Origin of the sequence: Nocardiopsis aegyptia (assembly GCF_013410755.1) — a bacterium.
GTDB classification, from domain to species: Bacteria; Actinomycetota; Actinomycetes; order Streptosporangiales; family Streptosporangiaceae; genus Nocardiopsis; species Nocardiopsis aegyptia.
In genome coordinates, this window is sequence record NZ_JACCFS010000001.1 from 885591 (window position 1) to 898806 (window position 13216).

Genomic DNA, 13216 nt, shown 5'->3' on the forward strand with positions numbered 1-13216 from the left:
CGCCCGCCCGTCGCCCACCATCGCCCGAGCGGCGAAACCCACGGGACGGGCTACCACCCTCAACCGACGCCTCCGGCGCAGCACCACCCGCCCGTCGCCCACCATCGCCCGAGCGGGGAAACCCACGGGACGGGCTACCACCCTCAACCGACGCCTCCGGCGCAGCACCACCCGCCCGTCGCCCACCATCGCCCGAGCGGGGAAACCCACGGGACGGGCTACCACCCTCAACCGACGCCTCCGGCGCAGCACCACCCCGCCGATAGGGCACAATCGCCCCTGTGCCCGTCTCAGTGCTGCTCGTCGACGACCAACCGCTCGTCCGCGCCGGATTCCGGCTGATCCTCGAATCGGCCCCCCACCTGTCCGTCGTGGGCGAGGCCTCCGACGGCGACCAGGCCGTCCACGCGGCGCGGAGCCTGCTGCCCGACGTCGTCCTCATGGACCTGCGCATGAACGGGACCGACGGCGTGGAGGCCACCCGCCGCATCACCGCCTGGGCCCGCGAGGGCGGCCACCGCGTGCACGTACTGGCCCTGACCACCTTCGACCTCGACGAGTACGTGGTCGAGGTCCTGCGCGCCGGGGCGACCGGGTTCCTGCTCAAGGACGCCCCGCCCACCGAGCTGGTCGCCGCCGTGGAGGTCGTCGCCGACGGCGCCGCCGTCATCGCCCCCGGGGTCCTGCGGCGCCTGCTGGACCGGTACGCGCCCCTGCTGCCTGCCCAGACCCCCGCCGCCCCCGCGCCGCCCGACCCGCTCACCGACCGCGAACGCGAGGTCCTGCGGCTGATCGCCCGCGGCTGGTCCAACACCGAGATCGCCGGCCACCTCGTCCTGGGCGAGACCACCGTCAAGTCCCACCTGGGTCACATCCTCGCCAAACTCGGCCTGCGCGACCGCGTCCAGGCCGTCGTCCACGCCTACGAGACCGGGCTCGTGCGTCCCGGAGAGGACCGGCCCGGTCCCCGGCCGCACCCGTGACACCGCGCCCGCGGACCGGCCGCCCCCGCCGGGAAACCCCCGGCGCGTCGTTGTCGGACACCGCCGCGCCTTGACAGGATGATCCGGTGACCGAGTTCACCGGTACCCGGTGCCGCGGGAGGCGAACCCCGCCCCCGCCCACCGCGTCCCCTCTGGGGTCTTGAACGAACGCACTGGCCGACGCGGGGCGCAGGCGGGGAGGGAACGGAGTTCAGCGATGCCGGACAAGCGGGGGCGGCCGGTTCCGCCGAGCGAGGACCGCATGCTCAGCCGCATGCGGGACTGGCGGGCGGCGCACGAACGCGAGCTGACGCCCGACGGGTTCGACGAGGAGGAGGACGTCTCCCTCCCCGACGCCCGGGCCATGGACCTGGTCCTGCGGGTCGGCGAACTGATGCTCGCCAGCGGCGAGGGCACCGAGGCCGTCAGCGAGGCCATGCTCAGCCTGTCCGTCGCCTTCGAGCTGCCCCGCTCGGAGGTCTCGGTCACCTTCACCACCATCACCCTGTCCACGCACCCCGGCGGCGACCACCCGCCGGTGACCGGTGAGCGCGTGGTGCGGCGGCGCACCCTCGACTACTTCCGCGTCAACGAGCTGCACACCCTCGTCCAGCAGTCGGCGCTGGGCCTGCTGGAGCTGGAGGACGCCGCCGCGCGGCTCAGCCAGATCCGCCGCGCCCGCATGCCCTACCCCAACTGGATGATCGCCATCGGCTTCGGCCTGATCGCCTCCAGCGCCAGCATCATGATGGGCGGCGGCGTGGTCGTGGCCGCGGTCGCGTTCCTGGCCACCGTGCTCGGCGACCGCACCTCGGTCTTCCTCGCCCGGCGCGGAGTGGCCGAGTTCTACCAGATGGTCGCCGCGGCCGCCGTGGCCGCCACCATCGGCGTCGGGCTGCTGTGGGTGAGCTCCGAGCTCGCACTGGGCCTCCAGGCGGGCGCGATCATCACCGGGAACATCATGGCGCTGCTCCCCGGGCGCCCACTGGTCTCCAGCATCCAGGACGGCATCAGCGGCAGCTACGTCTCCTCCGCCGCCCGCCTGCTGGAGACGTTCTTCATCCTGGGCGCCATCGTCACGGGTGTGGCCGCCGTCGCCTACACCGCCCAGGAGATCGGCGTCGCCATCGACCTGGAGAGCCTGCCCTCGGCCGGCACCTCCATGGAGCCGCTCGTGCTCGTGGGCGCCGCGGGCATCGCCATGGCCTTCGCGATCTCCCTGGCCGTCCCGCCCAGGATGCTGCCCGCCATCGGCGTGCTCGGCGTGATGATCTGGATCATCTACGCCTGGCTGCGCAGCGCCACCGACGTGCCCGCCGTCGTCGGCACGGTCGCCGGCGCGATCGCCGTGGGCGTGGTCGGCCACTGGCTGGCCCGCTACACGCGCCGGCCGGTCCTGCCCTACCTGGTCCCCTCCATCGCCCCGCTGCTGCCCGGTAGCATCCTCTACCGGGGCCTGATCGAGATCACCCAGGGCACGGCGGTCTTCGGGCTCCTCAGCCTCGTCGAAGCGGTCATGGTGGCCCTGGCCCTGGGCGCGGGCGTCAACCTCGGCGGAGAGCTCGTCCGCGCCTTCCAGCACGGCGGCCTGGCCGGAGCGGGCATGCGCGGACGTCCGGCGGCACGCCGGACACGCGGCGCGTACTGAGTCCTTTTTCCACCGGCACGGAATCGGAGAGAACCAACCCCGGCCAGGGCGTATCTCACTGGTTGAGAGCGAACGACGACGGTGGGACCACCGGATTCGGCTCAAACCGCAGCAGCATGTGAAATGAGCCACTACTCTTGGCGTCAGCTCAGTGTCGAGCACGGAAGAAAGGCCATCCCATGTGTAGCCACGAACCTCCCTGTCCGTCCTTCGAGGACACCGACCGCGAAGCCGCGCGCGTCGTCTCCAGCCACCCCGAACAGGGCTGGAGCCTGCTCTGCAACGGCGTCGTCCTATTCGACGACACCGGCGAGCTTCTCCCCGACGGGGCGGTTGTCGCTCCGCACCGGCCGCACGTGGCGGCCTGACCGGCTCCTCGACCGACCCGCGGCTCCGCCGCGCAGCCCACCCTCAAGGGTCGGAGCACCAGGCTCACCGTTGGGGGTGGCCGTCCTGTGCGCGGTCGGCCGTCAGCCCTGCTCGGGCCAGCCCTCGGGCAGGACGTCCTCCCCGCCCATCGCTGCGCGCAGCCGCCGCCGGAAGTCGGCGTGCACGTCGGCGCCCCACACCAGCCCGCTGGGCGTGCGCAGGGCCTCCTCCATGGCCGCCCGCAGCGCCGCGGGACGGGACTCGCCCTCCGCCACCGGCACCGCCAGCAGGGCGTGCATCTGCGTGACGACCGCGAACAGCTCCCCGGCCAGCACGGGCGCGCTCGACGTGGCGACCGCCTCCTCCAGGTAGCGGTCCCACCACGGCTCGGCCGCCTCCTCGCCCTCCTCCGCCTCCCCGGCCTCGGCCGAGGGCGGGGCGATGGCACGGCGCAGCCTCCGGTGCACGGCGTCGGCGGTCTCGGGGTCCCGGTCCGCCAGACCCGCGTGCCACACCCGCTCGGCCGCCTCGGGCTCGCCCCGCAGGGCCAGCAGCCCGGCCAGGAGCTCCACTGCGGCCCCGGAGGTACCCGGTTCCGGGAGGGACCCCTCGCGGTCGTCCGCGGGCGGTTCCACGACCGCGCCGAGGTCGGCGATGGCGTGTTCCAGGTGGGCGGCGGCCCGCAGCAGGCGCAGCCCCGGGTCGTCGGCGACCGAGAGCCCGCGCTCGACGGCGGCGGCCGCGGCACCGGGCATCCCCTGTTCCAGCAGGCGCCCGGCCAGGTCACGGGCGGCCTCCACGACGGTCGCGGCGTGCAGGCGGCCGATCGGCTCGGGCTCGGGCGGCAGGGCGAGCGCCCGCTCCCAGTCGTCCTGGGCCCCGGCCGCGTCGCCCCGCGCCTCGGCCGCCCTGGCGAGCCCGTAGTGGGCGACGGCGGTGTAGTCCGGCGCGCCCAGGTCCAGGAGGCGCTCCCACACGCGTTCGGCCTCGGTGAGCTCTCCGTCCTGTTCCAGGGACAGGGCGAGGTGGTAGGCGGCCCGCGGGGCGTAGCGGGCGTCGCCGGTGGCCAGGGCCCGGCGCGCGGCGGCACGGGAGGCCTGCGCGTCGCCCCGCTGGTCCTGGACCACGGCCAGCCCGAGCAGCGCGCGGGCCTGCACGGCCGGGCGGGGGTTGGCCGCGACGGCCTGCTCGTAGAGCTTGGCGGAGCGTTTGAGGTGGCCGTTCTCGGCGAGGTCCTGGGCCTGGTCGCACAGCGCCGCCGCGTCCACCCCGGAGGGGGCGTCCCGCTCCGGCGAGTCCGCGGGGTCGGTCGCCTCAGGGGCTTCGGCGGGGCCGGAGCGCGCGGGACGTCCGGACGTCGTGGTCATGGGTCCGCTTTCCTGGGGTCGTGGAGGGCGTCGCCGCCACTCTAACCCGCGGCCCCGTACCGGATGGCGGCCTGCCGGCCGGGTGTCGACCCGTCCCGCTCTCCTGGGTTGGTTTCGGTCGGGGCGAAGCCCCTCCCCCACCATGGCAGGAACACGAGCGCGACCTTTACGACGTAGATTCACATAACGGACACACGAGGGGGCGCCGACCGTGTCGGCGCCCCCTCACATCACTGCGCGCGCGGCGGCTAGAGCTCGAAGGCCTCGGGCGGCGGGCACGAGCAGACCAGGTTGCGGTCGCCGTAGGCCTGGTCGATCCGGCCGACCGGCGGCCAGTACTTGTCCTGGCGCAGCGACGACAGCGGGTAGGCCGCCTCCGCCCGGGTGTAGCCGTGCTCCCACACGTCGGCGGTCAGCGCCTCGGCGGTGTGCGGAGCGCCCCGCAGCGGGTTGTCGTCGGCGTCCCACTCCCCCGACTCCACGCGGGCGATCTCGCCGCGGATGGCGATCAGCGCCTGCACGAACCGCTCCAGCTCGGCCAGGTTCTCGCTCTCGGTGGGCTCCACCATCAGCGTGCCCGCCACCGGGAACGACATCGTCGGCGCGTGGAAGCCGTAGTCCATCAGCCGCTTGGCGACGTCCTCGTTGCTGATGCCCGTGGCCTTCTGCAGCGGGCGGATGTCGATGACGCACTCGTGCGCCACCAGACCCTCCGCACCCGTGTAGAGCACCGGGAAGTGCGGCTCCAGGCGCTTGGCCAGGTAGTTGGCCGACAGCACCGCGGTCTCGGTGGCGGCGCGCAGGCCGTCACCGCCCATCATCCGCACGTAGGCCCAGGAGATGGGCAGGATGCCCGCCGAGCCGAACGGCGCCGCCGAGACGGGCCCCACGCCGGTGTGCGGGCCGGCCTCGGGCTGTCCCGGGTGGTTGGGCAGGAAGCCGGCCAGGTGCGAGCGCACCGCGACCGGGCCCACGCCCGGACCTCCGCCGCCGTGCGGGATGCAGAAGGTCTTGTGCAGGTTCAGGTGGCTGACGTCCGCGCCGAACTCGCCGGGCTTGGCCCAGCCCAGCAGGGCGTTGAGGTTGGCGCCGTCCACGTACACCTGGCCGCCGGCCTCGTGGACCAGCCGGCACACCTCGGTGATGGTGTCCTCGTACACGCCGTGCGTGGACGGGTAGGTGACCATGATCGCCGCCAGGTCGTCGGCGTGCTCGGCGGTCTTGGCCCGCAGGTCGGCCACGTCCACGTTGCCGTTGTCGTCGCACGCCACGACCGCCACCCGCATTCCGGCCATCACCGCGCTGGCGGCGTTGGTGCCGTGCGCGGAGCTGGGGATGAGGCACACGTCGCGGTGGGCCTCGCCGCGGGAGCGGTGGTAGCCGCGGATGGCCAGCAGCCCGGCCAGCTCGCCCTGCGATCCCGCGTTGGGCTGCAGCGAGACCGCGTCGTAGCCGGTCACCTCCGCCAGCCACGCCTCCAGGTCGCGCACGACCGCCACGCTCCCGGCGGCCTGGTCCAGGGGCGCGAAGGGGTGCAGGCCCGCGAACTCGGGCCAGGTGATGGCCTCCATCTCGGCGGTCGCGTTGAGCTTCATCGTGCACGAGCCCAGCGGGATCATCGTGCGGTCCAGGGCCAGGTCGCGGTCGGACAGGCGCCGCATGTAGCGCAGCAGCGACGTCTCGCTGCGATGGGTGTTGAACACCTCGTGGGTCAGGTAGTCCACGCCGCGGGCCAGGTCGGAGGGGAGGCGGTCGGCGGACTCGTCCACGCTCAGCCGGATCCGCGAGGAGCCCCGCTCGGCCTCGCCGAACGCGGCCAGCACCTTCTCCAGGTCGGCGGCCGAGGTGGTCTCGTCCACGCTCACGCCCACCGTGGACTGGTCGACGGCGAGCAGGTTGTAGCCGGCCTCCAGCGCCGCCTCCACCACGCGGCCGGAGCTGGGCACGCGCACGCGCAGGGTGTCGAAGTAGGCGGAGTGGACGACCTCGAAACCGCGCTCGGTCAGGGCGTCGGCCAGCGCCACGGTGCGGGAGTGCACCTGGCGGGCGATCGCGCGCAGCCCGTCGGGGCCGTGGTAGACCGCGTACATCCCGGCCATGATGGCCAGCAGTACCTGGGCGGTACAGATGTTGCTGGTGGCCTTCTCACGGCGGATGTGCTGCTCACGGGTCTGTAGGGCCAGGCGGTACGCGGGGCGGCCGGCGTTGTCGACCGAGACGCCGACCAGGCGTCCGGGCAGCTGGCGGCGCAGCTTCTCGCCGACCGCCATGTAGCCGGCGTGCGGGCCGCCGAACCCGAGCGGCACGCCGAAGCGCTGGGTGGAGCCCACCGCGATGTCGGCGCCCAGGTCGCCCGGGCTGCGCAGCAGGGTCAGGGCGAGGATGTCGGCGGCCACGACCGCCATCGCGCCGCGCTCGTGGGCGGCGGCGACGATCGGGCTCGGGTCGCGGACCACACCGCTGGAGGCGGGGTACTGCACCAGGACGCCGAAGGCCTCGGCGTCGGGCAGCCCGTCGGTGAGGTCGGCGACGACGACCTCGATCCCCAGGGGTTCGGCGCGGGTGCGCAGTACCTGCAGGGTCTGCGGGAAGACGTCGGAGTCCACGACGAACGCGTTGCCCTTGGCCTTGGAGGCGCGGCGGGCCAGCGTCATGGCCTCGGCCGCCGCCGTGGCCTCGTCGAGCAGGGAGGCGCCCGAGACGGGCAGGCCGGTCAGGTCCGAGACCATCGTCTGGAAGTTCAGCAGGGCCTCCAGCCGGCCCTGGGAGATCTCGGGCTGGTAGGGCGTGTAGGCCGTGTACCAGGCGGGGTTCTCCAGGATGTTGCGCAGGATGACCGGCGGGGTCAGGGTGTCGTAGTACCCCAGGCCGATCATCGAGGTGCGCACGGCGTTGCGGGCGGCGAGTTCCTTCAGCGCGGCCAGGGCCTCGGCCTCGCCGAGCGCCTCGGGCAGGTCGAGCGGGGCGCCGGTCCCGGGAGCGGTGAGGATCGACTCGGGCACGGCCGCGGACATCAGCTCCGCGGTGGAGCCGTAGCCGACCGTCTTGAGCATCTCCTGGACCTCGGCCGGCGTCGGGCCGATGTGGCGGTCGGCGAAGACCCGGGCGGGAGCGCCCATGTTCCATGACTGATCGGGCACGGAGACCTCCTGGTGACAGGGCCGAGATGCTCGGCGGTGTTCCTCACGGTCTCCCCCTCTGTCACCGGGCACGGCGGTGCCGGGCTTCAGAGCGGCCTCTTCCACGCGGTCCTGGTGCCTGAGAGGTTACTGGGGAGTATTGCCCCGTCGGCGCCCCTGCCGGGGTCTCTCCCGCGTGGTCTTGTCAGCCTGTTGACGCAGTTCGTTCGTACACACGGACAAGGCGAATGTCAGGATTCGTCCCTGCCGTGACTACGACCGTACTCGATCGCCGGGCGCGTCGCCGAGTCAGGGCTGGTGTGTCGGTCGCCCCACCGCCGCCCGCTTCGCAGGTCAACCCGTCCGGCGCTCCCGCCGGCGCCGCGCCAGCTCGTCCACGGGCTGGGGCGCGGGCAGGTCGGCCCGCTCCTCCGCGGGGACCACGCCGAGGGCCTCCTCCAGCTCACGCCAGACGTTGGCCAGGGCCAGGCCGAACATGCCCTGGCCGCGCTGCATCAGGTCGACGACCTCGTCCGGTGTCGTGCACTCGTAGACGCTCACGCCGTCGCTCATCAGGGTGATGCGGGCCAGATCGGGGGCGGGCCTGCCGCGCAGGTGGTCGACCGCGTTGCGGATCTGCTGCAGCGAGATGCCCGTGTCCAGCAGCCGTTTGGCCACCTTCAGCAACAGGATGTCGGGGAGGCTGTACAGGGGGGCGTTCTGGGCACCGGACAGCACACTCGGTTCCACCAGGCCGGTTCTGGCCCAGTAGTCGAGTTGGCGGTAGGTGATCCCCGCGGCCGTACACGCCGCTGGGCCCCGATACCCGACGTCCATAGGCAGCGCCACCACGTCCTCTTCGCACAGCAGGCCCTGCTGCCCCGCTAGCCGCAGCGCGGACCGCCTGTCATGTGGCTCCCGCTTGCCGCTCGCTACCGCCACGCCGACCTCCGGCCTCTCGTCCCACGGCGGCATCGACAGGGGATATCCACTTGGGGAATGGGTGCGCCATGGGTCCCACAGCACTGACGGTAGGACGGCCGACCGGCATGGTCAACGACAGCCCCCGGCGCGTCGCCAAGTACCCGAAGCACGGACCGTCGCGGTGTCCTCCGCACGGGCCCGTCCGCACGGACCGACTGCGTCCCCGACCGTTCCGGTCACTTCCCACGCCCAATCTATCACTGGCACGGCTGACAAAGCCGCAGGTCGCAGCCGTGTCATGCCTGGTGGCACCTGTGGCACCAAGCAGAAGGGACCCACCATCGGCGGGTCCCGTCGGCACTACTCCGTCCGTCGGCCGAAGTCCTCGGGCGAGATGTTGTCCAGGAACTCCCGGAACGCCTCCACCTGGTCCTCCTGCTCGTCCGGTATCGGCATCCCGGCCTCCTCGATCACGTCCTCGTGGGCGTAGATCGGCGTACCGGTGCGCAGGGCCAGAGCGATGGAGTCCGAAGGACGGGCACTGACCTCCACGCCGTTGCTGAAGACCAGTTCCGCGTAGAAGATGCCGTCACTGAGCCCGGTGATGTTCACCGTCTTGAGCCCGGTGTCGAGGGCGTCGAGCACATCCCGGAACAGGTCGTGTGTGAGGGGCCTGGCGGGTGCGACGCCCTGCTGCGCCAGGGCGATCGCGGTCGCCTCCACTCCGCCGATCCAGATCGGCAGGTAGCGGTCCCCATCGGATTCCTTGAGCAGGACAATCGGCTGGTTCGAGGGCATCTCAACCCGGACGCCGACGACCTCCATGTGCTTCACAGCGGCTCCGTCCCACGAGTCGTCATGCCAAATGGGCGCTCGTCCCTGCTCCCCCGTTGGATCAGGACCCGAGGGCGAAATCGGCACCCTTCGATACAAAGCTCTCCGGAGGCGGGGGGCCGCAAACCTGATCGGCCCGCCCGCCCTCCACCGAGAGCCCGCGACCGGCACCGCCTCAGCGGCGCGGCTTGGTCAGCAGGACCATCCGGAACTTCCCGATCTGGATCTCGTCCCCGCCGCCGAGTTCGGCCTCGTCGACCGGCTCCCGGTTGACGTAGGTGCCGTTGAGGCTGCCCACGTCGCGGACACCGAAGCCGTTGCCGCGGCGGAAGAACTCCACGTGGCGCCGGGAGACGGTGACGTCGTCGAGGAAGATGTCGCTGTTGGGATGGCGTCCGGCGGTGGTGACATCGCTGTCCAGGAGGAACCGGCTACCGGCGTTGGGACCGCGCCGGACCACCAGCAGCGCCGTGCCCGCCGGCAGGGCGTCGGCGTTGCTGGGGTCGTCACCACTGAGCTCGTCGCCCGAGTCCTCATCCTCCAGGGCCTGTATGCCCGAGATGGAAATGGTGGACGTGACATCGCCGGCGGCGTCCCCACCCGCACTGGGTCGTGGGCTCTGCTGTTCTGGCCTGCGGACGGGAGTCCCGCAGTGGGAGCAGAAACGGGCATCATCCGCAACGGCGTGACCGCACTGCGTGCAGTAAACGCTCGACATAGGTCGGCTCGGCCTCCTACCGCACGGGGCGGTGCTTGATTCGGCTGGTCGGTGGCACGCCGCGGGCACCGCGCGGACCCTCGGCCCACACACCGCCCGGAGCGTGGTGAGACGGTCCCCAGTCGCGGCGACGGGACGCCTCACACGGTCGGTCGCTAGGTCTCATCCCCCAAGTTCCGCTTCTTGTCACCCGGGTCGGGACGTCCGCCGCTGCCGGGAGGCCCACCCCGGGTGGCGACTCGGACGCCGGGGAACACTCGACTTTAAACCATATCCCTGTCCAGGAAGGGATTCGCTCCTCCTCGGCCTGCCGCGGAAGCCCTGGACACCCCCGCGACCCCTTCGGCCGACACGGCACCCGGGGCACCGCATCCGCCGGTGGCCGACCTCGGACGAGATGGACACCTGTCCTGATGCTGATGCGCTGAACGGCCGTTTGGTTCTCCCCCTGCCGCAACGAATTCGAAAGAACTTCACGGCACCGCGACAACCTGCTGATATGTCGAGTTTAGCCGCAGAGCGGCCATCGCGTCGGATACTCTGCGTACCGCCTCGTACACACAACGCGCGGGTGCGGACGGCTCCCGCCCGCACCCGCGCGTACGCGCCTATCCCTCCGCGCGCTCCACGACCGCGGCCCACTCGTCCAGCAGCCGCTGCGCCGTGTCGGAGTCAGGACCTTCGGCCCAAAGATGCGTGACCGCCTCGGAGGTGTCGGGCAGCACCAGGGCCCAGCCGCCGTTCGCCTCCAGCACCCGGACGCCGTCCGTGGTGTCCAGCTCCCGGTCGCCCGCCGCCTCGACCACGGCGCGCATGACGCTGCCCTTGACCGCCCAGGGGGTGGGGACGGAACGGCGCAGCAGGTGCGCCCGCGGGATGGCCCGGTCGATCTGGCTCAGCGATCGACGGGTCCGCGCCACCAGCCCCAGCAACCGCACGAAGGCGGCGATGCCGTCGCTGGTGGGGCTGAACTCCGGCAGGACGAACCCACCGCGCCCGTCGGCGGCGAAGACCACGTCCTCGGCGCCTCCCTGCACGGCCTTGGTGAGCTCGTCGGTGGCCGTGGCCGTCCAGTGCACCGCCACGCCGTGCGAGCGGGCGACGGTCTCGGCGACCCGCGTGGTGGTCACCGGCAGTGCCACCCGGCCGCCGCCCCGCTCGGCCGCCACCAGGTCCAGGACCACCAGCAGCGCGCGGTCGTCGTCGACCAGCTCACCGTTCTCGTCGACGATGGCGAGCCGTTCGGCCACAGGGTCGAACCGCACCCCGAAGTCGGCCCGCGAACTCGACACGAGCTCGCCCAGCCGCTCCAGGTCGCGCATCTTCTTGGCGACGGTGTCGGTGGGCGAGACCTCGTCCAGGCGGTTGTTGACGGTGAGCACGTCCACGCCGATCCGGCCCAGCAGCGACGGCAGGATCAGCGAACTCGTACCGCCCGCGCAGTCGATCACCACCTTGAGCTCGGCCTCGGCCACCCCGGAGGCGTCGACCGACGCCAGCAGTTCGCCCGTGTACCTCTCCACCACGCGCGAGGGCTGGGTGAGCTCGGCGATCTCGCCCGGGAAGGCACGGCGGTACTCCGCGCGGGAGAACACCCGGTCGAGTTTGCGCTGGGCGCCCGGGGACAGGTCCGCGCCCCGGTCGTCCAGGAAAAGGATGTCCACCGACTCCGGATCCCCGGGGGTGGTCCGCAGCGCGACACCCCCGCTCACACCGCTCTGCGCGGTGTGGAAGCGCGCCACCGGCAGCGGCACCACCTCCAGGTCGCGCACGTCGATGGCCGCCGAGGTCAGCGCGCTGATCACCGCGCGCTTGAGGGTACGGGCCGCACGCGAGACGTCACGGGAGGTCGTGACGATCGCGCCCTTCTTCAGGGTCGTGGCGAAGGCGTTGGCCAGGCGCACCGCCAGCTCGGGCGTGATCTCCACGTTGGTCAGGCCGGACACGCCGCGGGGGCCGAACAGCGAGCGCTGCCCGCGCGACTCCCAGATGACGTTGTCGTTGACGACGGCGCCGGCCTCGATGGTCTTGAAGGGGTAGACCTTGACGTCGTTGTGCACGTACGCCTCGGGCTCGATGACGCAGTCCTCGCCGACGACCGCGCCCTCCTCCACACGGACCGCGGCCATGATGTCGGTGTTCTTGCCGATGACCGCGCCCCGCAGGTTGGCGCCGCGCCCGACGAACACGTTGTCGTGCAGGACCGTGCGGTGGCAGAAGGCGTCCGCGCGGACCACGGCGTTGCTGCCGACCACCGTGAACTCGCGGAGTTCGGCTCCGGCCTCGACCTTGGCGTAGTCGCCGACGTAGAGCGGACCCTTCAGGACCGCGTTGGGGTCGACCTGGGCTCCCTCGCCGATCCACACGCCCGGGGAGACCTCGAAACCGTCGATCTCGACGTCGACCTTGCCCGAGAGCACGTCCGCCTGGGCGCTGAGGTAGCTCTCGTGGGTGCCCACGTCCTCCCAGTAGCCGTCGGCGATGTAGCCGTAGAGGGGTTCGCCCTCCTCCAGGAGCTCGGGGAAGACGTCGCCGGACCAGTCGACCACCTCGCCCGCGGCCACGCGTTCGAGGACCTCCGGCTCCATGATGTAGATGCCGGTGTTGACGGTGTCCGAGAAGACCTGGCCCCACGTCGGCTTCTCCAGGAACCGCTGGATCCGGCCCTGCTCGTCGACGATGATGATGCCGAACTCCAGCGGGTTGGGCACCCGCTTGAGGGCGATGGTGACCTTGGCGCCGCTCTCCTTGTGGAAGCGGACCATGTCGGTCAGGTCGATGTCGGTCAGCGCGTCCCCGGAGATGACGAGGAACGGTTCGCCGCGCAGGTACTCCTCGGCGTTCTTGACGCTGCCCGCGGTCCCCAGGGGGACCTCCTCGGCGACGTAGTCGAGCTTCATGCCCAACTCCTCGCCGTCGCCGAAGTAGTTGCGGATGAGGGTGGCCAGGAACTGGACGGTCACGACCGTCTCGGTGAACCCGTGTTTGCGCAGCAGGAGCAGCACGTGCTCCATGATGGGCTTGTTGACCACCGGCAGCAGGGGTTTGGGCTGGTTGGCGGTCATGGGCCGAAGCCTGGTGCCCTCGCCGCCGGCCATCAGGACCGCCTTCATCGACGGTGTGTGGACCGGATGGGACTCGCTGTTGGACGTGGTCATCGCCGGTACCTCCGTACGACGCCGCCGTCGAGCCGCCCGGCGAGGGAATGGGGTTCGGAGCGCGCACCGTCGCGCGCGGTGGGACATGTGCTTCTC

General features: G+C 72.0%; 9 protein-coding genes and 1 riboswitch. Of the genes, 3 read left to right on the forward strand and 6 right to left on the reverse strand.

What is annotated here, in order from left to right; translation table 11 throughout:
- Positions 1-281: 281 nt before the first annotated feature.
- The 3 genes from HNR10_RS04155 to HNR10_RS04165 all read left to right on the forward strand — a co-directional run bounded on the left by HNR10_RS04155 (position 282) and on the right by HNR10_RS04165 (position 2999).
- Positions 282-983, forward strand: a complete 702-nt coding sequence (locus HNR10_RS04155) for a response regulator (RefSeq protein WP_179820971.1) — start codon at positions 282-284, stop codon at positions 981-983.
- A 217-nt stretch (positions 984-1200) separates the two neighbouring features.
- On the forward strand, positions 1201-2631 hold the full coding sequence (locus HNR10_RS04160; RefSeq protein ID WP_246406050.1) for a threonine/serine exporter family protein: 1431 nt from the start codon (positions 1201-1203) through the stop codon (positions 2629-2631).
- 179 nt (positions 2632-2810) lie between these two features.
- Positions 2811-2999, forward strand: a complete 189-nt coding sequence (locus HNR10_RS04165; RefSeq protein WP_053617630.1) for a DUF5999 family protein — start codon at positions 2811-2813, stop codon at positions 2997-2999.
- A 102-nt stretch (positions 3000-3101) separates the two neighbouring features.
- Here the strand turns inward: HNR10_RS04165 and HNR10_RS04170 are convergent, their stop codons facing one another.
- From HNR10_RS04170 to HNR10_RS04195, 6 genes are all read right to left on the reverse strand, one after another.
- Positions 3102-4367, reverse strand: a complete 1266-nt coding sequence (locus HNR10_RS04170) for a tetratricopeptide repeat protein (RefSeq protein ID WP_179820972.1) — start codon at positions 4365-4367, stop codon at positions 3102-3104.
- A gap of 248 nt (positions 4368-4615) precedes the next feature.
- Positions 4616-7486 (reverse strand): aminomethyl-transferring glycine dehydrogenase, encoded by a 2871-nt coding sequence (gene gcvP, locus HNR10_RS04175; protein ID WP_179829519.1) that lies wholly within the window; start codon positions 7484-7486, stop codon positions 4616-4618.
- 117 nt (positions 7487-7603) lie between these two features.
- Positions 7604-7691, reverse strand: a riboswitch (glycine riboswitch).
- A gap of 149 nt (positions 7692-7840) precedes the next feature.
- On the reverse strand, positions 7841-8323 hold the full coding sequence (locus HNR10_RS04180) for a MerR family transcriptional regulator (RefSeq protein WP_179829520.1): 483 nt from the start codon (positions 8321-8323) through the stop codon (positions 7841-7843).
- A gap of 447 nt (positions 8324-8770) precedes the next feature.
- Positions 8771-9244 (reverse strand): bifunctional nuclease family protein, encoded by a 474-nt coding sequence (locus HNR10_RS04185; protein ID WP_179820974.1) that lies wholly within the window; start codon positions 9242-9244, stop codon positions 8771-8773.
- A gap of 175 nt (positions 9245-9419) precedes the next feature.
- On the reverse strand, positions 9420-9962 hold the full coding sequence (locus tag HNR10_RS04190) for an FHA domain-containing protein (protein ID WP_179820976.1): 543 nt from the start codon (positions 9960-9962) through the stop codon (positions 9420-9422).
- Between the two features lie 608 nt (positions 9963-10570).
- Positions 10571-13075: a mannose-1-phosphate guanyltransferase gene (locus HNR10_RS04195; RefSeq protein WP_179829521.1), complete on the reverse strand. Its 2505-nt coding sequence runs from the start codon at positions 13073-13075 to the stop codon at positions 10571-10573.
- Between the last annotated feature and the right edge of the window lie 141 nt (positions 13076-13216).